19 protein-coding genes are annotated in these 23,040 nt (G+C 37.1%); 7 read left to right on the plus strand and 12 right to left on the minus strand.

What is annotated here, in order from left to right:
• Positions 1–10: 10 nt before the first annotated feature.
• The 4 genes from H3T44_RS06115 to H3T44_RS06130 all read right to left on the minus strand — a co-directional run bounded on the left by H3T44_RS06115 (position 11) and on the right by H3T44_RS06130 (position 7,691).
• Positions 11–4,789, minus strand: a complete 4,779-nt coding sequence (locus H3T44_RS06115) for an alpha-2-macroglobulin (RefSeq protein WP_198196596.1) — start codon at positions 4,787–4,789, stop codon at positions 11–13.
• Positions 4,790–4,992: 203 nt separating this feature from the next.
• Positions 4,993–5,655 (minus strand): DUF421 domain-containing protein, encoded by a 663-nt coding sequence (locus H3T44_RS06120; RefSeq protein WP_110439269.1) that lies wholly within the window; start codon positions 5,653–5,655, stop codon positions 4,993–4,995.
• Between the two features lie 151 nt (positions 5,656–5,806).
• A complete protein-coding gene (locus H3T44_RS06125; RefSeq protein ID WP_198196597.1) occupies positions 5,807–6,784 on the minus strand; it encodes a COG2958 family protein in 978 nt (325 codons plus the stop codon).
• 160 nt (positions 6,785–6,944) lie between these two features.
• Positions 6,945–7,691: an SDR family NAD(P)-dependent oxidoreductase gene (locus tag H3T44_RS06130; RefSeq protein WP_110439268.1), complete on the minus strand. Its 747-nt coding sequence runs from the start codon at positions 7,689–7,691 to the stop codon at positions 6,945–6,947.
• Positions 7,692–7,822: 131 nt separating this feature from the next.
• Between H3T44_RS06130 and thiM the strand changes: the two genes are divergently transcribed.
• Positions 7,823–8,644 (plus strand): hydroxyethylthiazole kinase, encoded by an 822-nt coding sequence (thiM, locus tag H3T44_RS06135; RefSeq protein WP_198196598.1) that lies wholly within the window; start codon positions 7,823–7,825, stop codon positions 8,642–8,644.
• Between the two features lie 65 nt (positions 8,645–8,709).
• Here the strand turns inward: thiM and H3T44_RS06140 are convergent, their stop codons facing one another.
• Positions 8,710–9,333 (minus strand): glutathione S-transferase family protein, encoded by a 624-nt coding sequence (locus tag H3T44_RS06140; protein WP_198196599.1) that lies wholly within the window; start codon positions 9,331–9,333, stop codon positions 8,710–8,712.
• A 47-nt stretch (positions 9,334–9,380) separates the two neighbouring features.
• A complete protein-coding gene (locus tag H3T44_RS06145) occupies positions 9,381–10,076 on the minus strand; it encodes a TVP38/TMEM64 family protein (RefSeq protein ID WP_155564791.1) in 696 nt (231 codons plus the stop codon).
• 131 nt (positions 10,077–10,207) lie between these two features.
• Here H3T44_RS06145 and H3T44_RS06150 point away from each other — a divergent pair, with 131 nt between their 5' ends.
• Both H3T44_RS06150 and tldD read left to right on the plus strand, forming a co-directional pair.
• Positions 10,208–11,248 carry a COX15/CtaA family protein gene (locus H3T44_RS06150; RefSeq protein WP_198196600.1) on the plus strand — a complete coding sequence of 347 codons (1,041 nt, stop codon included), beginning with the start codon at positions 10,208–10,210 and terminating at the stop codon, positions 11,246–11,248.
• A gap of 40 nt (positions 11,249–11,288) precedes the next feature.
• Positions 11,289–12,740 carry a metalloprotease TldD gene (gene tldD, locus H3T44_RS06155; protein WP_198196601.1) on the plus strand — a complete coding sequence of 484 codons (1,452 nt, stop codon included), beginning with the start codon at positions 11,289–11,291 and terminating at the stop codon, positions 12,738–12,740.
• Positions 12,741–12,826: 86 nt separating this feature from the next.
• Here the strand turns inward: tldD and H3T44_RS06160 are convergent, their stop codons facing one another.
• Complete coding sequence (locus H3T44_RS06160) at positions 12,827–13,429, minus strand: YigZ family protein (RefSeq protein ID WP_110439262.1); 603 nt, start codon at positions 13,427–13,429, stop codon at positions 12,827–12,829.
• 206 nt (positions 13,430–13,635) lie between these two features.
• Here H3T44_RS06160 and H3T44_RS06165 point away from each other — a divergent pair, with 206 nt between their 5' ends.
• Both H3T44_RS06165 and H3T44_RS06170 read left to right on the plus strand, forming a co-directional pair.
• A complete protein-coding gene (locus H3T44_RS06165) occupies positions 13,636–16,074 on the plus strand; it encodes a DUF3772 domain-containing protein (RefSeq protein ID WP_198196602.1) in 2,439 nt (812 codons plus the stop codon).
• A 141-nt stretch (positions 16,075–16,215) separates the two neighbouring features.
• Positions 16,216–17,664 (plus strand): glycosyltransferase family 2 protein, encoded by a 1,449-nt coding sequence (locus H3T44_RS06170; protein WP_198196603.1) that lies wholly within the window; start codon positions 16,216–16,218, stop codon positions 17,662–17,664.
• A 70-nt stretch (positions 17,665–17,734) separates the two neighbouring features.
• Here H3T44_RS06170 and H3T44_RS06175 read toward each other — a convergent pair whose 3' ends face one another.
• Both H3T44_RS06175 and H3T44_RS06180 read right to left on the minus strand, forming a co-directional pair.
• Complete coding sequence (locus H3T44_RS06175) at positions 17,735–18,328, minus strand: uracil-DNA glycosylase family protein (RefSeq protein WP_155567513.1); 594 nt, start codon at positions 18,326–18,328, stop codon at positions 17,735–17,737.
• 9 nt (positions 18,329–18,337) lie between these two features.
• Positions 18,338–19,051: an NAD-dependent deacylase gene (locus H3T44_RS06180; RefSeq protein WP_110439258.1), complete on the minus strand. Its 714-nt coding sequence runs from the start codon at positions 19,049–19,051 to the stop codon at positions 18,338–18,340.
• A gap of 179 nt (positions 19,052–19,230) precedes the next feature.
• Here H3T44_RS06180 and H3T44_RS06185 point away from each other — a divergent pair, with 179 nt between their 5' ends.
• Positions 19,231–20,058 (plus strand): SDR family oxidoreductase, encoded by an 828-nt coding sequence (locus tag H3T44_RS06185; RefSeq protein WP_122122825.1) that lies wholly within the window; start codon positions 19,231–19,233, stop codon positions 20,056–20,058.
• 82 nt (positions 20,059–20,140) lie between these two features.
• The gene (locus H3T44_RS06190; protein ID WP_198196604.1) at positions 20,141–20,701 is read left to right on the plus strand and encodes an adenine phosphoribosyltransferase; all 561 of its coding nucleotides are present in this window, start codon (positions 20,141–20,143) and stop codon (positions 20,699–20,701) included.
• Between the two features lie 4 nt (positions 20,702–20,705).
• Here the strand turns inward: H3T44_RS06190 and accC are convergent, their stop codons facing one another.
• From accC to aroQ, 3 genes are read right to left on the minus strand one after another with little or no spacing between them, the layout of a single operon-like run.
• A complete protein-coding gene (gene accC, locus H3T44_RS06195; protein ID WP_155567509.1) occupies positions 20,706–22,061 on the minus strand; it encodes an acetyl-CoA carboxylase biotin carboxylase subunit in 1,356 nt (451 codons plus the stop codon).
• 1 nt (position 22,062) lies between these two features.
• Positions 22,063–22,539: an acetyl-CoA carboxylase biotin carboxyl carrier protein gene (accB, locus tag H3T44_RS06200; protein ID WP_110439254.1), complete on the minus strand. Its 477-nt coding sequence runs from the start codon at positions 22,537–22,539 to the stop codon at positions 22,063–22,065.
• Complete coding sequence (gene aroQ, locus H3T44_RS06205; RefSeq protein WP_110439253.1) at positions 22,539–22,991, minus strand: type II 3-dehydroquinate dehydratase; 453 nt, start codon at positions 22,989–22,991, stop codon at positions 22,539–22,541. Before aroQ ends, accB begins: the two co-directional genes overlap by 1 nt.
• Positions 22,992–23,040 lie beyond the last annotated feature (49 nt).

The following is a 23,040-nucleotide window of genomic DNA, read 5'->3' on the forward strand; positions in this document are numbered from 1 at the left end:
TATTAATTTTTTAACGTGCTTTAACTATTAATGTCATATTGCCACTGGTCCTTGCAAACCGGCCTGGCTGATACATCGACTGTAATGTTGCCGATGGTATGTGATACCTTCCAGGTGTCACCGCACGGGCCAAATAAACCAGTTCAGTTTTATTTGTAAGATCCAATTGGGCTACATAACGGTCATCACGATATTCTTGATGTTGAATGGATGCTTCCTGCATTTTTTCAAGAGATTTTTTAATTACCTCCCCTGCATTTTCCAAATTGACAGAAGCATTTGAAAGATCTTGATTTTCCAGCTCAAATCCAGCGGGCAGGAAATCAACCACCAGGGCATCATGCATTCTTGAAAACGAAAATATCTTAATTCTAACCAATATAAGATCACCCGTTTTGACATTTTTCAAATCCACTGGATTACCGTAAATATCAAGAAATTCTCTTTCTATGTTCAGTTCCTTTTTCTGAACCTGTACAGGAGCCCGTAACGGATAACCGGATAAACCGAGATTTGGATATAGATCAACATCTCCCGTTTTGCTGGCAAGGCGAAGCGTATTGATCTGTCTCATTTCCTGATCATTGAATTGCAAAAAAGATTTTTGGTTTGTCAGGTTATAATGATTCCCTGCCACGTCGACCTCAACCTTCCAGTTTTTAGCGGATTTTGAAACATAGCGATATCCTGCCAGAAAAATTGCATTCTTTTCCTGTGTAGACAAATATATTTTATCTTCAATTTGGTGACTTAAAGCAAACAGCCTTTGTATAACAACGTCATCACTGACCAAATGATTATCCTGTAAAAGTGCAAGAATTAACGCATTATCACGAATATCACTTCCATAATCTCCTATCCACCAATCATGAACACGTTGTCCATAATGTAAACCTTCATTTAAGGTCTGTGCAGAACGTCCCTCATCTCCCATTAGCTTTAATGCTGCTGACAACTGAATTAAAGAAAGTCCTGATGGTGCCTGTTTACGATGATTGTAAAGATTTCTTAATGCGGCTAAAGGTACCTGTTTTGTTCGTGCCAATACATATCCAGCATAGGCTTGAACCGTAAAACGCGATTCATTAAAGTCACGACTGTAATAAGGGTCAATCTCATTGCCGTTTTGAACATATATTAACAAACGTTTTAAGACATTTTGCAAGACATCTTCAGGAATCATATAACCCCGGTCCCGTGCCTGAATAAGGAAATCCGTGATATAAACGGTTAACCAATATTCTTCTGGGCTGTCACTGCTCCATAACCCAAATCCCCCATTTGAACGCTGCATCGTTAGTATATGGAAAATCGCTGAATTAATCGCATCATGACGCTGTTGATCGGTTAGCTTGTTTTTAATATTAAGCTGTTTTAAGATATCCTTATTTACATAGAGGAAAGGATAAATTCCACTTGTTGTTTGTTCGGCACATTCATAGGGATAAGTTTGTAAATCCTCAATCTGTCTGGATAAATTCAAGGGTGGATAAGGACTTATGTTCAGTCTCCCCTCACGACCTGAAATCCCGATATTATGCAAGACTGATGGTGATATCTGCCAACTTTTTTTATTTAGTTTAGTCTGTTCTATTATAAATTGAGCAGCATAAGACGGGCGTGTTCCAATTGACCATGAACGGCTCAATAATTGCTTTTTACCGTTGGAGACAATTCCTGAAACATCAACCCTGATTTTTCCTTCTCCTGATCCTGTTTTTGCCTGGACAGGAATTTTTAATATTTTCCGTTCATTTGGTGCCAATATAACAGCTTGATCCCCAGAACGCGTTGCAAAAATAAATCCTTCTGTCTTGAAACGCACAGATAATTCCTGTGACTGTCTGGTCATGTTAGTAAGATCAAGTGCCAGAACCGTTTCATCACCCCCTGCCAGGAAACGTGGTGTGGACATTTCGGCAACAATAGGTGCGGCAACTGTTATTTTATTTTCTGCCATACCAAATTGACCAGCTGTCCAAACTTGCCCCATAATTCTTAATTCGCCGTTAAAATCTGGAACAGTAATTGAAATCTCGGCTTCACCCTGATCATTCACATGAATAGGCTTGGGTTGTAACGTAACAATCTTGATCTTGGTATCGGGCAGTTTCCCCCCCTTCACCATTGCATCCCCACCAAAAGCCAAACTTGCCAAAGGGTTTTGACCTGCCTCGATTAACTTGCCATAAACATCTAACTGATCAACATTATAAGCTTTGCGATCAAAGAAAGCCCTGAAAGGATCTGGAGTTTTGTAATCCGTAATATTTAAGACACCTGTATCCACGGCGGATAACAAAACCTCGGCATCCTTTACAGGTTTCCCATATGCATCCGTAACTTTGACCTTAACTTTCTGATCCGTTAAAGGCTCGATTTTTGAATTTATTTTCATTTTAAGTTTTAACTTACGATCCTGCCGATCAAGAGGTAAGTGTAATATTCCCACAGATCGTTTTGGAGTGGCGCCAACCTTACGGTCACCGGGTCGGATAATCAAAGTTGTAATATATACATCATGACGTAACCATTTTGAATTAATGGGAAGGGTAAAACTTGAACCTTTAGCAGAAGCCTGAATAGATTGCCGCCATAATAGCTGACCTGATGATTCTACCGCCAAATAACCCTTGCCATCAGAAGGAGGGGTCAAAGTGATTCGGGCAATATCGCCAGCTTTGTAAGCCGTTTTATCCAGCATGACCTTAACCTGATCGGGACGCAAATTCTCTTCTGAACCCGCTTCTTCAACTGCCCCCGTTTCAAAAGAATAACTGGATGTCAAACCGGTATCTGGATTGAACACTTCCAATCGATAGAATCCCCAATCTTTGGAAGGAAATGTCAGCATCGCTGTTTTGTTTTGGCCTATGTTTAAAAGCTGTTCATCCTCTATAACATCTTTCTTATTAAAATGGCTGTCCCACCCTGTATCATCAGAATACGTCCAATAATAATCATGACGTTCATGAATAAATCTTGCTTTTAAATTTTTTGCAGGTAATTTATGCCCTTCGAAATCAGCCATGACAACCTCAAATCGAATTGGCTTGTCATGCGAGGTAACCGAATCAAAAAGGGGCCGGATACCAACCAATTGCTTGGCTGGCCATACAAATTGCGTCAAATGTCTCACCACTGGACGTCCTCCGGTTTCAAACAGGCTGGCCTCAATAATCAATTGAACAGGTGATCTGATCCCTTGCCATTGATTGGCCATTTTAATTTGGCCATAACCTAGCTGATCCAGATGAATCTCGTCAAAATCCATCCGTTTATCAAGATTTTTTTCTTGACTATCACCAAATTCAAATCCCTTTAATTGAGGAACCGCTTTTCTCAATGAGTGCATGGTAATTGAACCTGATAAAAGATTATGACTGGCCGGTGCCCCATACAGATACCAGCCATTCGCCTTGACATGCAAATCTTGCCGAGAGGTCAGAGGCACATTATTTTTCGAATTTTCCAGATTTTCCGATTGTAAAGTAAGACCCATACGTTCAGGCAAAAAATCCTCAACTGCAAATCGATACTGATTCAATTCTTTCTTCCCCGCTTTCACAACGACAGACCATTTGCCTGTTACAGCATTGGCGGGTAATTTTAACTGATATTGATAAAATCCTGTCTCTGAGGCTTTCCAAACAAAATTTTGAGCCTTTTTTCCCTCTGCATTATAAACAATAGCATTGACTGGAATATTTTGAACAGATTGCCCATCCGCATCCCTCAATAAAGCGTTCAATATTACGGTTTCTCCCGGACGATACAAATCACGGGGGCCAAAAACAAAAAACTGTAAATCATGCTGGATATCTCCATCAATTTTAAAATCTGATAAATCCAAAGCTGGAGACTTTAATTGGATAAAGGATGTTTGACCATTTTGTGTTGCCAGCAAAATTCTAGCTTTTGACATATTTGTCAAATTTGCATAACCGTCCTTATCTGAAAAAGCTGTCGCAATGATATGCCCTTTTTTATCCAAGGCACTGATATTTACGTTTGGTAAGACATCACCCGTTTCTAGAGACTGTGTAAAAACGTTGATCTGATCATTATCCTGATAACGATGTACGGAAATGCCAATATCAGAAATCGTAAACACTGTAACAGGATAACTGTAATTATACATTCCCGCGGAACGCATAACCGCAAAATAAACACCATTTTTTTGTAAAGGTTTAATGGAAGAAATCGGCAGTAAAATTTTCTGACGATGATTTTTATCTACATTTAGCTTAAAAGAACCCGTATATATCAGATCCGCCTTATCAACCAAAGCCGAGATCATGTCATTTGACAAGATTGAGGAAGATTCCTTATCTTCAAAAAAATTGACAAGCTGGTCATTTTTTATTCTGAAGAATTCAACATTTGCCTGATTTACATTCAATGTTATAATAGGCAAACCCTCGGCCAATCTTACGGGAAACAAAGAACCCTGACTGGCAAAGCTGATATTTGGACTTAAATCGTTTGTTGTGATTTTGGCCGTATATTCTTTTCTGAGAATTTTTGCGTCTTTACCCTTTAATCCAGCATCAACAGTTAAAACCAGTTTCCGGTTAGGCTCAAGATGATTAAAAATAAGTTCCTGATGATCTTCAGATAAAATCCAGGCGCCATCCACCTTGCCTTTTTTTGCATCAAAAAGATGCAATATCTCTTCAAAGTTCTGGTTTTCATTCAGGGGGGATGAAAAAGTAACCGCAAGACAGTCCCAACCATCCCTGTCTATTTCAGATACGTCAACAACCTTTAAAATTTGTTCATTACCCAAATTCTGAACATTTGAATTGCAATAAACAGTTTTAACAGATAATGAATTAAAAAAAAAACTACATATAAATAAACATATAAAAAAGGCAAAGAACCTTTGTTTTTCAAACATCTAAAAATCCAATAAAATAAAACATTTTTCAAAAACAAACTAAAAAACAAAAACTTAAATATTCAAATTAATTTATATAGCACTATAGATGCTCAATAAAATGGAATAGTTATTCTTTTACCGTCATATAAAGCAAACATGATCTTTTTATCGTAGTATTCGGCTAGATAAACATCCTCCAGTTTCAAGGAATATTTATCAAGTAAATGCTGGACCGTATCTTGACTTATATCCAACAAATGGGATGGACAATCCTTGATCTCGCTATCAAGGATTAAAATGACAGAAGGATCCTTTTCCTCTTTATTTTTAACTGTCAACGATCCATTAGGCTCAATTTGGGCATAATATATTTCCTGCATTGAACCAATGCCTCTGGAATGTAGGCTGGACATAATATTGATAATATCAATTTTATTTTTTTTATCCTGGATATTATCCATTAATAAAGAACCGTTTTTAATAAAAACAATCGTGTTACCCAAGGCCAAGGCACGGAAAACATCAAATTTCTTGGCAATATAATTTAGAAAATGCATTAATAGAGTGCCAATTATCAAGACAACAATATAACGAGACAGAGAAATACTATCTGTATAAATAACCCCCCCAATTATTCCACCCAATATAAAATTTCCAATCAGATCAATAGGGGTCATTTGGGAAAGCTGCGTTTTGCCGGACTGATTAAAATAAAAAATTACAACAGCAAAGCCGATAATAAATTTTACAAAAACCAACATATAAAAATTCATGAAAAATCTCTTATATGAATAAAACACTGAATAAATTCATTTTTACTCTGCAAATTATAACATATTGGAAAATATTTATATATTTATTTAAGAATTATTTTAATCAAATCAGTTTTTTATAGTTAAATTAATATATATTAATAATTTATATTTAATTACTCTCAACTTTTAGTAAATCATTACTCCATCCAGTTTTTTGTAACAAACCGCTTTTATAATAACTGGCAACTTTTTGAATAAACAATCTCATATCCGCATTTTCTTCAACCAACCGGTTTACCGAGCACCAATCCACCTCTGCTCTAAATGCCGCAGGAATCATTATCTGACTATCAATTACATTATCTGTTTTAAGTATAATTAACCCAATACCATGTAAAGCCGACAACATTCTCAGCTCATTCATCGTTCCATCATCTGGAATGCTTGCACTCACCAGATAACCGTAATTTGCCCAACTGGAATTACTAACGGCCTGAAAAAAATATTGACGAACTGTTGAGCGGGAAATCTGTTTTTTTACTTCAAAAGACCATAGATAAGCCATTTTAGCATCCCCTGACTGTACACAAGTTTTAACCAAACTATTCCAGTCTTCAGTCACTGCCTGCAAAGCAACAATATCCGGATGCAACCATTTGTTGCCATTTTCCCCTTTACCTTTTTTAGAAAATTTTTCATTGATTCTATCACATTTTAAACTATATTCCGTACCAAGATACTCAATCAATAAAGGATAAAGATCAGCTTCCGTGTAATTCATCTTTTTTAATGGCAAATTTAAAATGTCTTTACCTGCATTTTCTTCATCTTTCAGTTTATCTATAAAATTGCTCTTGAGCTTGGAATTACCTTTCCATTCGTAAACTCTTGGTCGAGGCTGGTCCTGAATCAATATTCCTGCATTTGATTGTTTCAACCTTTTAATACGTGAACCAATTTCAGCAACAATTTGAGAAATAAAAGAATTTTCTGAGGTAAAGCGCTGCTGGCTATTTAGCCTTTTTTGCTTATAATAATCAGGATAAATTTTAACTAATTGGATTGCAATTTCACGCGCGGTAAATCGTTTACGCGGATTATTTTTTAAAAATAAAACAACTTGCTGAATTAATGTATAATTTTTCATAATATTATAAATTGTTCAGATAAATTCATTATTTCTATCATATGATATTAAAATAATTGGTTAACCTTATTTAAAGAACATAATATATATAACCGGTTAAATTGCCCGATACCGCCTATTTGATTTTAAAAAGGCTTGGGCAGGCAATTTATCAATAATTTTACACGCGTTTTGTCATGCCGCCATCAACAACAAGGTTGCTTCCTGTAATAAAACTTGCCTGTTCACTTGTCAGAAAAACAACTGTTGAGGCCACATCCTCTGGTGTTCCCATACGACCTAAAGGGTTATTCTTCAAGGCTGTATTATAAAGTTCAGGCTGCTCCCGTTCAATTTGATCCCATATCCCTCCCTTAAAATAAATTGTTCCTGGAGAAACAAGATTAACCCTTACATTGTGTTCTGCAACTCTTAGTGCAACCGATTTGCCATAATGATTCAAGGCAGCCTTTAAGGCGCCATATGGTTCAGCAAATACGTCTATTTCAGAAGCGGAAACACTGGATATGATAACAATTGATCCGTTTTTCTGTTTGGTTAAATAAGGCAATGTCTCGTTAACCAGGGCAACGGTACCTAACAGGTCTGTATCAACCGCCTTTTTCCAGGTTTGCAGATCCCGTCCCGAGGCAAGAGCGCTTACATTCGCCACCACATGATCAAGCCCACCCATCTTTTTGTGACTTTCCTTGATCCATCTTTCAACTTCATCCGCCTTGTTAATATCAACAGTCATGCCCATGGCCCGGTCACCCAATTGCAGAATAGCCTTATCGATACCTTGCTGATTTCTGGCACAAATACTGACAAACGCACCTTCATCAATAAATTTTTGGGCAATCGCCAATCCAATTCCTTTGGAACCGCCACTAATAAGCACTTTTTTATTTTTTAGACCAAGATCCACTTTATTATTCTCTCAAATTTTAAAAGACATTATTATCTCTAGAATACGTAAGGCAGATATCTTTTGCAACGAAATAGTCTATAATCTCCATTCATAAACCATAACCTATAAAACAAAAACTTTGTATTATCATGATCGAACCCGATATCCTAATTTCCACTCTTCATGCCATACGCGCAAAAAATCCACTTATCCTCAATATAACCAATCAGGTTGCAACCCAATTTACCGCAAATATTTTACTTGGGCTTGGCGCATCACCCGCCATGGCCAATGCGGAGGAGGAAGTTGAGGAATTCGTTCAAAAATCCAACGCTCTGGTTATCAATATCGGGACTTTATCAACACCCCAATTACGCTCCATGCAGTTGGCCAGTCGTACCGCATACCAGCAAAACATTCCATGGATACTCGATCCGGTGGGCATCAGTGCCTCTCTTTATCGAGCTAAAACAACGCTCAGTCTTTTACAGAATTTCCCCAATGCCATTCGAGGAAATGCGTCAGAAATTATCAGTCTTTACCATTATCATCAAAATACATCTCCTCGAACACAGGGCCATGGAGTGGATAGTCTTGATTCCTCTCATGATGCACTGGAAGCCGCTAAACAACTGGCCTTATCTTATAAAACCACTGTGTCAATCAGTGGCCAAACAGATTATATCACCAACGGAAAAGAGATTGTCTCCGTAAGAAACAGCCACTCTCTCTTAACCAAAGTAACAGGATCTGGTTGTGCAGCAACCGCCATCACCGCAGCATGCCTGGCTGTTGAAAAAAACACCCTATATGCTTGTTCCGCGGCAATGGCTTTTATTGGCATTGCCGCCGATATCGCTATGCAACATATCAACGCCCCCGGCAGTCTGCAAATCGGATTAATTGACGAGCTTTATCTATTGAACGATGAAAAGATTATAAAATATGCAAAAATTAATCTTGTCAAATAATGGATAAAATAATTTTCCAAAATGATGAAAATGAGATTTCATTTTCATCATCTCTTATTTGGACATCAAACGAAATTCGGAATACCTTCCGCCTTGAAAACAGCAAGAACCCCATCATCTTTTTGCATTCTCATATAAAACTGCAACAGATTCTTATAACTCGAAATATCTATTTTTAGATTTTGAACCCAGGTCAAGGTCATGAATAAATATGGATCTGCCACACTACGGAAACCCGCAATCCATTCCTTTTCCGCCAGTTGTTTATCAACCTGACCGTATAATTTATGAAGTTTTTTACGAGCGGCAGTATCAAGGATTTCAATCACTTTTTGATCGCCGCTGATTTGTTGTCCTCCAAAAATCAAACCGAATACAGGATGAATATCGGAATTTACAAAAGCCAACCAACGCAAAGCCTCTGCCCTTTGTTGCTTACTACCATCTCCGAGTAGCTTCCCTTGTGGAAAAGAATCCGCAATATAATTCATGATGGCGACATTTTCAGTCAGCACAAACCGATCATCAACCAATACGGGCACCTGACCTGATGGATTCAATTTAAGAAATTCATCCTTTTTTAAACCATCATGATCAACAATTTCAAAGTCAAAATCAGCTTTGCACCAATATAGGGCAATATGACATCCTGTTGAGCAAGCGCCTGGAATTGTATAAAGCTTTAACATCAATAGCCTCCTTGAAATATCCTGAGAAAATTATAATGCTTTTATAATTATTCAGGCAATAATAAATCATCTTTTTTGTTAAAAGAACGTTTCATTAAAATCAAACCAGCAAGTATTGAAACAGCCAATAAAAGTAAACTTAACGTAATTTGCCCAAAATGGCCAATCCGAATTCCGCCGCCGAGTAAAACAAAAACAACCGTTTGTGGAAAGCTTCCCAGAAAAGTAGCACAAATAAAAGGCATAACGGAAATACCAACTATACCAGCCATGGTATTCAGCAGAACGGAAGAGCCCACAGGCATCAAACGGCAGATAAGAACGGTATGAAAAGGATTTGTTTGAATAAAATGATGAATTTTTTTTAGTTTTGCATGGGAAAGATATTTTTTCCCCCATTCACGTCCCAGCCACCGGGCCCAGTTATAGGCCAATAACGCTCCTATGACAGTCGCAATCGTGGCGTAAAAAATACCCAACCAAAAACCGTATACCACCCCAGCCGTAAGACAGACAAGCTGTCTTGGAAAACCGACCATGCACATAATGATGGCAATGGATAAGAAAATCAGGGGACCTTTTATCCCACGCCTTAATAACGTATGATCATTTAAAAACAAATCAAAGCCGTGAAAATAACGAGCAAGTAAAAGAACAATAACAATTCCAAAAACCATACATAATGGTTTTATTACTTGACCAATTAGTGTTTTGTATTGAGTTAAATTTTTATTTCTTTTCATAACACAACTAAATTATTGACCTTATGAAAGGCTTGACTTGCAAAAACCTTCTTATAGGACTAAAAAAAACACAATATCTCACTTTTCTTTAAAACGATACCCTTTATCATTTATTTAGAATTTCTTTACTCATGCAAAACAATAAATCAATTTCAACGTGGCTGTTCCTCATCTGCTTTATGCTTCTTTGCATGATAGCCCTTGGGGGATATACACGACTAACGGGTTCCGGTCTGTCCATCATGGATTGGCGTCCAATCACTGGTATCATCCCCCCTCTAAGCCACGCAGAATGGGTTCGGGAATTCGATCTTTATAAAACCATTCCACAATATCAAATTCTTAACAATGGTTTTGGACTGGATGGATTTAAACAAATTTTCTGGGCTGAATGGAGCCATCGTTTTCTGGGAAGATTAATAGGTCTAGTTCTCATTTTACCCTTAATCTGGTTTATTTATAAGAAAATGATCACAAAACAACTGGCTCTGCGCCTGTTCATTTTTTTTATTCTCGGTGGATTACAGGGCGGTATTGGCTGGTTCATGGTTCATTCTGGATTCAGAGCAAACAGCACCGCGGTTGAACCGGTCCGTCTCGTTTTGCATCTAGCCTGCGCCATTATTCTTTATATCGCTATTTTATGGACAGCCCTTTCATTAAGCAACCCTGTTGCCAATCCACTGACCCAAAACCCAGCCGTAAAATTTATTAAAACCTTATTGAAAACTGATTTCATTTTATTGCTAGTCACCATTGTTGCCGGTGGTTTTACTGCAGGAACTCATGCGGGTCATTCCTTTAACAGTTTTCCCCTAATGAACGGCCACCTGATTCCTGCTGATTATAATAAACTATCCCCTTTCTGGTTAAACTGGTTCGAAAATATTTCAACAATTCAATTCAATCATAGGCTCTTGGCAACATTTACGGGCATAATGATTCTAATAACCGTTATGACAGGTCTGAAATCCTCATTGGACAAGGCGACCAAGGACAGCTTTATGGCAATGGGATGGGCTGTCCTTATCCAATACGCCCTAGGGGTTACAACATTATTGCTTGTTGTTCCCGTCTGGGCAGGCACCGTTCATCAAGCCTTTGCAATCGTTTTATTGACAACAGTTACGATTGCCCTACATCATATGCGTAAAAATAAATCATTATCATAACTAACATTTTTTATTTTGATCCTCTTGAAAGCTATCATTTATGACTGACCCCATCAATGCCTTGACCCTGACAGATTCTATATTTTTTAATCCACAGAAAACCCAGCTGGATCGGGATAAGACAGAAAAATCCATTCATCAGACCCTTTCTTCCATGGATGATGGAGAACTATTTCTTGAATATCGTGAAAGTGAAATGATAAGTATTGATGATGGAACCATCCGAACCGCGACAACAGATATCACTTCTGGATTTGGCCTACGATCAGTCTTGGATACTCAAACAGGATTCGCTTTTTCCAATGAATTAAGTGATAAAGCCTTAAAACGTGCCAGTGAAACTGTCAGCCAATTGAAATCAGATCATGAATCTATAATCAGTGATAAACCTGTCCTGACCAATCATCAGCTTTATCACCCTGACAACCCACTTCATCAAGGTAAATTTGCCGATCGGGCTCATTTGCTTCATGAAATTGATGCTTATGCCCGTTCAAAAAGTCCTCATGTCGTTCAGGTAAGCGCATCCCTATCGGCAGAATGGCAGGCCATTCAAATTATCCGGACCAGTCAATTCCGTGTTGCTGACATCCGTCCCCTGGTTCGACTTAATGTTACCATCATAACAGAAAAAAATGGACGTCGAGAAATAGGTTCCTATGGGTGTGGTGGACGCTATGGTTATGATCATATTACACAGGAAAATATTTGGAAAAATGCTGTTCATGAAGCCTTGCATCAATCCCTAATCAATCAGGAAAGTAAATCTGCACCTGCCGGTGAAATGGATGTCGTTCTCGGGTCTGGATGGCCTGGTATTTTATTACATGAGGCTATCGGCCACGGATTAGAAGGTGATTTCAATCGCAAGGGAACCTCTGCTTTTGCCGGTTTAATGGGTAAAAGAATTGCAGCTCCAGGGGTTACTGTCGTTGATGACGGCACCCTCTCTGAACGACGGGGAAGTCTTAATATTGATGATGAGGGAACTCCAACTCAACGGACAAACCTGATCGAGGATGGCATTTTGACAGGATTACTTTATGACCGTTTGAACGCCCGTCTGATGAATAAACCATCAACGGGAAATGGACGCAGAGAATCTTTTGCCTGTGCGCCAATTCCTCGTATGACCAATACATTTATGCTGGCTGGAAAAGATACGTTGGACGATATGATTAAAAGCACCAAAAAAGGTCTTTACGCTGTCAATTTTGGCGGTGGTCAGGTTGATATTACCTCTGGTAAATTTGTCTTCTCTACTTCTGAGGCGTATCTGATAGAAAATGGAAAGGTCACCCATCCAGTTAAAGGGGCCACCCTGATTGGAAATGGTCCAGATGCCCTTACCAAAATCACAATGATTGGCAATAAAGTTGAATTAGATAAAGGGGTGGGAACTTGCGGCAAGGCTGGTCAAGGCGTACCGGTTGGAGTTGGACAGCCATCCCTTAAACTTTCCGGCCTGACCGTCGGGGGAACAGATTTCTAATTTTTGTCAATACAAACGTAACTGATCCTTATACCCCAAGGATCAGGAAATCATCTCTCCTCCTGTATTTTATCACCGATCTTTAACTATATAATATCCTCTATCAATATCTGTCCCCTTGTCAGATCAAGTAAACGCTGCTTCAAAGCCAAATACTGTTCTTCAGGCACAACAAGATGACACTCCACATCCATGGATTCAAAATTTTCCATGGCAATTTCTGCTTGATACTCTCCAATACGGGCTTTTACCAAAGCATAATCTGAAAAAGAACAGACAATTATGATTTCTTTTTTAGGAATATATAATTTGGAGGAAGACTGACGTAAACATTCAGCCGCAGTTCCACTATAGGCCCGAATAAGACCGCCTGCGCCTAGCTTAATACCGCCAAACCATCGAATAACTATTACTAGTGTACAATCAAAATTCTGTCTTTCTATAACTTGTAAAATGGGTCGCCCCGCTGTTCCGGAAGGTTCACCATCATCATTGCTTTTATAATTTTGTCCTATACGATAAGCCCAGCAATTATGTGTTGCCTCTGGTATTTTTAATCGTTGCAACCATTCTCCAACCTGCATTTCTGTATAGACGGGCACAGCATGTGCCAAAAATATACTTTTTCGAATTTCTTGCTGAAACTGATAAGGGGCGGTTAACGTATAAATCAGATTGTTTGCTATCATTAATTCATTCAGAAATTATGTTTTTATTGTAATAAAGCAATGTTTGAGAATACATTTTACTAACAATTCCCATATAATTCATTCCAAAAAAATCATTTTCGCCTTATTTCATACAAAAAAACAATATTTTTACATATTTTTATAGTTTACTTTACCAAGTCGTTATAAAATAAAACAAATTTGCCTTTAAACTTGGAGCTGCTTCTATGAAAATAGTGCAATACCTATTATTTAGTCTTTTCCTTTCCTTTGGAATAATATCTATACAAAATACCCACGCGCAAGAAGCAGCCAACTCTCTTATTTCCTCATCAACCTCTTCAAATACACCTGTTTTTCTCAATATTCCCGATACAACAACTCAACCAATTTTAAATAAGCTTATAAAACAATTGGGAAATATTAATAAAAGCTTACAAAGCCTTCAGCATTCTGAAGATTTTACACAATTCAAAAATCTGCTGAATCAAGCACGATCGATATCCACCTCGGCCGATACGATTGTAACTGATTTGACCCCTCGTCTGAAGGGATATAATCAGGCTTTAAAGCTACTGGATAACGTTATCCAAAATACAGGAAGTGATAAAAATAAAGATGATATTAAAAATTTAAATGATCGACAAAAATCCTTTATTCAAAATAGAAATGATCTTAGCGCAAAAATTCAGCAGGCAACAATCATATCCTTGGAAGCCAATAGTCAGGTTGCACAAATTCAGCAGGCTTTATCCAAGATTCAACAGGTGCAGTTATTTACCCGCATATCCTCCCCCCTAGGATATAATTTTTGGCATGAAATTGCCATTCATTACGATGATGACAGTTCCCGCATAAATAAACTATATTCTGATTTTGGCAGTTTATTCACCAAAACATGGCAAGATGGCTGGGGAAGCCGTCTTACAATGCTTGCAGGTTTTCTTGGCGCTATTCTGTTAATTTTCATCCTACGTCCTCTTATTGAAAAGGGACTGGTACAGTTCACAGAAAAATTCATTCCCCCTACACGTCTTAGACGCAGTTTAATGACGCTGTGTTCAGCAATAATAGCCTCTCTTACCGCAGGATTATCTGCCACACTCATTTTGGTAACCATTAATAACCACAATACGATCAGCCCACAAGCCTATGCTTTTGCACAAAACATAATTCACCAACTTTATTTTTGCGGTTTTATCTTTGGACTTTATCGAGGTTTCCTTGCTGTAAAAAATCCACAATGGCGGTTATTGCCCATTGGTGATGAAGTTGCGCATTCAATCAATATTCTACCCAATATTTATATGGCCATTATCCTGCTTCTTGGAATTGTCCGTTATATCAATAATGTTAGTGGTGTAAGTATTATAGCACAGCAATTATGCAATGGTTTTTTTGCCTGTGTCGCCTCAATCCTTTTTTTGTCCATTCCCATAAAGCTTCGCGAAGTGGGTCAGAAAAGAATCAAACTTCATTCAGCACAAAATAATCAAAGTCCGGATATCACACTTCTTGTCGTTGCAATCGGGCTCCCATTATTCTGTATCATCTCTATTGTTGCCATCCTAACAGGATACATCCATTTGGGTTATTCAATGTGTGTATGGCTTAACTGGGTAATTCTGGTTTTCAGTACTTTAAGTCTTTTAAGAATACTTTTGAATGATATAACAAACCTCATCTTTGATCCGGATCGCTGGCTGGGTAAAAAAATACAGCTTTTAGGCATAAAACCTCAAAGCATGGAACAATTATCAACCATCATTACCGGTGTCATCACACTAACAACTGTCATTCTGACAATTGTTTCCATTATTTCCCCCGGCAATTTTGATCTGGTCGTCTTCATCCAACATTTAACAACCACCCTAACCAACCAAAAAATAGGTAACTTTACATTTTCCTTTTCAACAATCGCCGAGGCAATCTTGGTGTTTTTCATTGGTATATATTGTATAAGAATTGTCAGAAACTGGTTAAATAAAAACTTCTTTCCAAAAACCAGTCTGGATAATGCAACCTGTAATTCAATTGATACAATTTTCAATTATTGCTGTTGGGTCGTTGTCGCCATTATTGATTTATCCATCCTTGGGGTAACAACTCAAAACATTACCTGGATTGTCAGCGCTCTTTCTGTCGGTATTGGTTTCGGTTTACAAGCCATTGTCCAGAATTTTGTTTCCGGTCTTATCCTTCTCGCTGAAAGACCCGTCCGCATAGGGGATACGGTTATCATAAATGGTGTTAAAGGAGTGGTAATGAGCATCAAAGTAAGAGCTACCGAAATTCGTTTGTCAGATTTTTCGACCCTAATTGTTCCAAATTCACAAATTATCACATCTTCTGTTCAGAATGCCACCCGTGGACGTCATATGGGTCTGGTTTCATTTAAATTACCTGTAATTACCATTCAACAATTGGATCAAGCACGCACGTTAATCATGAAAATCATGGAAAAACAAAAAGATGTTCTAGATGATCCGAAACCCTATATATGGGTTGATAACATTACAGAAAGCTCTTTAGTCATGACCATTGTTTGTTATACAAATTATCTGGCAAATACAGATGCAGTAAGAAATAACATCTTATCTGAATATCTAAATAATATAAATCAGCTATCCAATAACAAACCCTCCTCAGAAAAGGGTGACAAATAGACAATATACATAAATATTAATAACTTAACATTAAGAAAAATTAAAAAATAATTAATTTTTTGCTATTTTTATATTATTATTTCGATATATTTATAATTTTAAATACGTATTATTGTTATTTTTCTAAAAAGTTATTTAAGTATGAAAATTTGTCTCGCTTTATTTCTTAAAAATGAAAATCCAAACATTTTATCATGGATTTCTTGGCATCTTGCTATCGGTATCGATAAATTTTTTATTTATGATGATCACTCAACAGATGGAACATATGAAATATTAAAAACTGTTTCTAATATATATAATATTGAAATTGAACTAACAAATCCTGTCAGTATTCCTTATTTTTATGATCGACAAGCTAATGCATTTGAAAGCGCTTGTCGAAAAGCATTGAATCAAGAATATGACTGGATTGGATTTTTGGATGCCGATGAATATGTATCACTAGAACACGATCTATCTATACAGGATTTTTTTAAAAGATTCTTACACTATAATGGTGTTTCTTTAAATTGGAGAATTTATGGAAATTCAGATAGAGTTTTAAAGAGCAAAATTCCAACCTATGAAGCTTATACTAAGCACTGTGATAAAAATTTTTCCGATACTTTATTAACAAAATGTTTTATAAGGCCTAGAAATTACTCGTTTGAATATGAGAATCCTCATTATTTCAAAACAATCCCTCAAAATTATGCAAATGCGTGTGGATTACCTGTTTCAAACAAACGTGCTGATAGTGATACTGTTATATGGGATAATGCATGTATCAACCATTATATTAACCGATCGATGGAAGATTATATAATTAGAATTCAATACCGTCTAAATACAGATTTGATAAATTCAGAAGGTCGATGGAAGCATTTCAATAGAAATGATATACAACACGAAGAAAGAAAAGATTTCATCAAAAAAGCCAATGCAATCTTAGTAACCCTTAAACAGGAATGTGTATATCGTTATATATTTGAAATTACGGGATCTTTTAACAAGAAAAAATCCAACAACAAGCAATCAAATTGTTTCAAACTTTGCTCAACAAAAGAACGGTATCTAGCTTTACATATGCGTGAAGGATATTTATTTAATTTTGAAAATATACAAAACATGATACCAATATATGGCGTTATATACAATCATAAACCAAATTTGATTTATCTTTTCTATAAAGAAAGCAATTCCATATCTACTATTCCTTTCATTATTAAATTTTTAAATAAATTTTCATCAACATATCAATTTTCAGTTTGCTCAATTGATAATACACCTTACCATTCATTACAAACACCTTATTCTAAAAAATTTATGTCGTTAAATCCTGATACAGGTTTTTTTGGAGATGTAGATGTCAACAAAAACATTTGTAAGGAATGGGAATACCTTCAACTGAAATCAAAGGATTTAGAAATTAATTTCAATGTTTCACCTGATTCTGTATATGATCTATACAGTTTTTATAATTACTTATATCAAAATAGTGAAGATATAACCTATGCAGATTTTATCTTGGCATATAATCTTTTATCCAAAAAAGAACAATCTAAAATACATATACATAATGTTGGAAAAATTATAAGTTGGCTATAAAAAAATTATTTTCAACTTCTGCCAATATGCAGTTTCCTTTATTTAATATGATAAGTTATTAAATAAATATTTAAGATTTCATGTTTAAACTCAAAATATCGCAAACCCTTTTTTTCAACTCTGGTAAAACTTCCGTTTCAAAAAAAGGGTTCTTTTTTGCCCAAATTCTTGTCCGCCATGAAGGATGAGGAAGAGGCAAAAAATTAGGTAAATAATCCCGAAAATTCTTAACTCGTTCTGTTAGACTTCCTTTTCCCAAGACATAATTTTGTGCATAAGATCCAACCAGAAGGGTTAATTCAATATTAGGCAATAATTTCAAAAGTTTGGCTCTCCATTGTGGCGCACATTCTTTACGAGGAGGTAAGTCCCCACCCCTTTCATAACTGCCTGGATAACAAAATCCCATTGGAATAATTGAAATCAATTGATCATTATAAAATAAGGATCGGTTAATTCCCATCCATTCACGCAAACGATCCCCCGAAGGATCGTTAAACGTTATTCCCGTTTCATGTGCACGTGTACCCGGAGCCTGTCCAGTGATTAACAACCGCACTTTAGACGAACCTACCTGTAAAATGGGTTTTGGACCCAAAGGTAAATCCCTGCAGATATGACAAGCCCGAACCTCTTTCAAAAGACGGTTTAAAGAGTCAGTCATTCTTTTCCCTTATTTCTGATAGGCGTTTAATAAATAATTGACAAATTCGGGAACCAATTCTGTTGCTGAACCTTGCCAGGATTCATCAAAATTTGATGTGCCCATAGAATGTTCCAGATTTAACTCGATTGTTTTCGCTCGCCCCTGTACTTCGTTTACAAACCCAGCAGCCGGATAGACTACACCGGAAGTACCAATGGCGACAAATAAGTTACAATCTGATAATGCCCTTCCAATTTCTTGCATATAATAAGGCATTTCCCCAAACCATACAATATCTGGCCGTAATGTCACAGCATGACAATATGGACAAGATGTATATGGAAAACATGACTTATGCCATTCCATACGTCGATCACATGTTGTGCATCTTATCTTGTACAATTCTCCATGCATATGATAAAGAAAACGGCTCCCGGCACGTTCATGTAAATCATCAATATTTTGCGTTATCAAAACCAATTCAGCTTCAATTTCTTTTTTCAAGACAGCCTGTTCAAGTTTCGCCAAGGCAATATGAGCGGCATTGGGTAAATATTTAGGCAAATTCGAACGTAACTGATTATAAAATTCATGTAATTTTTCAGGATTTTTCTTAAATCCTTCCAAGGTGCAAACTTCTTCCATATTATATTTCGCCCAGATGCCATTAGCATCACGAAACGTATCAAGACCCGATTCCTGACTGATCCCGGCTCCAGTTAAAACAACAATTTTATTCATTGCTCGATACTTCTTATAACATTTAATTCATAAAATTATTTTATGGTAAAAATAAACAAGTTTGATTAATTACGCTATATAAACCTAAATATCTTATATTTTAAAATATTATGTTATACTTAATTAAATAGTATTCTATAACTTAGTATAATGACCTTTTAAGTTTGAGATTTATCTAAATGAATTTAAATATTTTTAAACAATCTAATAAAATCGCTGTTCTTACTGGAGCAACCGGGGGGTTGGGCAAAAAACTTGTTTCTTACCTTTTAGAAGAACATTACAAAATTATTATGATTGCAAGAAATCTTGCGCAATTAGAACAAATTTCTCTCCATTATGGAGATAAAGTCATTATTCGTATTTGCGATATTTCTCATCTTAATGAAATACAGTATTTATGTGAGGATATTAAAAAACAATTCCATCATATTAATGCTTTAATCCATTGTGCAGGAAATATTTATCCAGGTTCATTTTCAAATTTAAGTGATCAATTAATACTTAACCAACTTCAGGTAAATCTTAATGGAGCCATTTTTTTGACCAAGGGCTTACTTCCGCTTATGCGTAAAAAAAGCTCAATTATTTTTGTAAATTCATTGGGAGGTATTTTCCCCCTAAAAGACAGCGCATTATATTCTGCCAGTAAATATGGTTTACGTGGATTTGCCTTGGCGTTGGCCATGGAGCTCCGTCCCCGGAAAATATATGTTTCATCCATTTTTCCTGGCGCCATTAACACGCAAATGCTTCATAATGAAATGCAAAATGGAGGGTCTTTGCTTAATTTCTGCTCTCCACCTCTTGAACCTGAAATTGTCTGTAAAACAATTATGAAAGCCCTCAAGAAAAAAGGATTGGAATATTACATTCCCAAATGGTCAGGATTGCAAACTAAACTTTTGATGCTAAAACCATATTTTATCCTACGATTAATGCCTTTTGTGGAAAAGTTTTGTGAAAAAAGAAAAAAAAACTGGCAGAAAAATAACCTACATTCATAAGATCAATAAATTTATTGCGTGACGTATTTGAACCTTTTAAAACATGAATGGTTTATGTTAAATTTATTAATGATTGTTAGAAATGAGCAACGCACCTAATCAAACAGATTTCACACCGCCCACCAATATAGATTTAAAAAAATATATTCGTACTATTCCTAACTATCCTCATGAAGGCATATTATTTTACGATATCTCCACACTTCTACGCAATGCTGATGCCTGGCAGATTGCTTCTGCACGTATGGCACATGGAATTGCAGCTTGGCAACCCGATCTAATTGCCGGAATTGAATCAAGAGGATTTGTTAGTGCATCACCCCTTGCAACAGCATTAGGCTGTGGAATGATAATGATTCGTAAACCCGGCAAAATGCCTGGAAAAACGATTTCAATTGATTACGATTTGGAATATGGACAAAATTGTATCCATATTCAGGAAGATGCAATCAAGCCCGGACAGCGCGTTGTTATTATTGACGACTTGCTCGCAACTGGTGGAACGTTGCAGGCCGCTATTAAACTTTTACGTAAAACTGGTGCCAATATCATCGGAGCAGCTGCCTTAATTGAACTAAAAAATTTAAAGGGACGCGAAAAAATTGACGTCCCCTTATTTTCAGCAATCACTTATAATGAATAAAGCTTCAATTATATTCAGCTTTGTTTTTCTCAATAAAATGTTCCAGCCAATGAATGGTATAGTCACCTTTCTGGAACTCTTTATCTGCCAATATTTTCTGCTGTAATGGAATGGTTGTTTTTACACCTGTCACAACCATTTCCTCCAATGCTCTTTGCATTCTTGCAATTGCGGTTGCCCTGTCATGTCCATAGGCAATTAATTTCGCAATCATACTATCATAATATGGTGGAATAGTATAACCAACATATAAAGCGCTATCCAAACGAACCCCCAGTCCACCTGGAGAATGAAAAACTTCGATTTTTCCAGGATTGGGTACAAAATTTTCAGGGTCCTCGGCATTAATACGGCATTCTATTGCATGTCCTTTAAACTGAATGTCTTTTTGGCTTAATTTTAATTTTTCACCTGCAGCCACACGAATTTGCTCTGCAACAAGATCAACATCGGTAACCAGTTCGGTAACAGGATGTTCAACCTGTAAACGCGTATTCATCTCAATAAAACAAAATTGTCCATCCTGATAAAGAAATTCAAGCGTACCGGCATTTTTATATCCCAATTGCTGCATGGCATGGGTGGCAACTTTACCAATAAAATCACGTTCGTTTACAGTTAGACAGGGAGACAAAGCTTCTTCCAACACTTTTTGGTGCCGTCTCTGCAAAGAACAGTCCCGCTCACCCAAAAATAAGACATTACCATGTTGATCGCCAATAATCTGAACTTCTATATGACGAGGTTTATCCAAATATTTTTCCATATAAACCTCGTCATTACCAAAAGCCATTTTTGCTTCAGCCCTTGCAACCTGCCACGCCTCTTCCAGCTCTGTTTCTGTAGAGGCAACTTTCATGCCGCGACCTCCACCCCCAGCAGAAGCCTTGATCAAAACTGGATAACCAATCTTATTTGCAACCTCTTTTGCTGTAGCAAGATCCGACAGGGCTCCATCTGAACCTGGAACCAGAGGAACATTGAATTTCTTCATGGTTGTTTTGGCCTGGATCTTATCACCCATCATACGAATATGCTGGGCAGAAGGACCAATAAAAACAAATCCATGCTCTTCAACCAGTTCGGCAAAATCTGCATTCTCGGAAAGAAAACCATAACCGGGATGAATTGCTTCGGCTCCTGTGATGGCTGCTGCAGATAAAATTGCCCTCTTATTCAAATAACTGTCTGTGACTGAAGGGGGACCAATACATACGCTTTCATCTGCCAAACGCACATGCATTGCATCTGTATCCGCAGTTGAATGCACAGCAACGGTTTTAATACCCATTTCACGACATGCCCGTAAAATACGAAGAGCAATTTCTCCACGATTCGCGATTAAAATCTTTGAAAACATTTTATTCAATTACCGCCAGAACCTCACCATATTCTACTGGATCACCGGAATTAACAAGCATACGCGTCAATTTTCCTGATTTATGGGCACGAATTTGATTAAACGTTTTCATCGCTTCAATAAGCATGATGATCTGTCCAGACTGAACCTCTTGTCCAACAGTTACAAAAGGGGGGGCAGAAGGTTCCGGCGTTAAATAGGCCACACCAATCATTGGACTTAGCAGCGCGCCAGGATGTTTAGAGAGATCTTCTTCCTGTTTGGCATCATCATTATTAACCGTTACAGGCACAGGCGCGGAATTCATGACAGGAGCCATGGAAACGGGAGCTGTTACTGGACTTGCGTTAACGGTAATATTCTTTACGACGCGAATATGCTGATCCTTTTCGGAAACCTCGATTTCTGTTAACCCTGTTTCAGTTAAAATATCAGCCAATTTACGAATAACTTCTACATCTACGAGCATTTTGCTCATCAACTATCCTCTTCCAATATAAGATTTGCCAACGCAGCCAAGGCCAAGGCATAACCCTGAATACCCAATCCACAGATTACCCCTGTCGCCGCATGAGAAACATAAGAATGATGCCGAAATGATTCCCGGCGGTAAATATTTGATATATGTACCTCTATAACAGGTAAATCAACTGCCAGTAAAGCATCTAAAATTGCTATAGAAGTATGACTATATGCTCCTGCATTAATGATAATTCCCTTTGCTTTTCCCCTACACTCCTGAATCCAGGAAACAAGTTCCCCCTCATCATTGGATTGGCGAAAATCAATTGCTATTTCGAGCTGTTCTGCATTTTGAATACAGATTTGTTCTACATCATCCAAGGTTGCATGACCATACACATTTGGCTGACGCATTCCTAACATATTTAAATTAGGACCATTCAAAACATATACGAGGGGCAATTCCATCACTAGTTATTCATGCCTTTAATCAGGTTTAACACTATATGAATTTAAA

Source organism: Commensalibacter sp. M0355 (assembly GCF_016101365.1).
In the GTDB taxonomy this organism is placed as follows: domain Bacteria; phylum Pseudomonadota; class Alphaproteobacteria; order Acetobacterales; family Acetobacteraceae; genus Commensalibacter; species Commensalibacter melissae.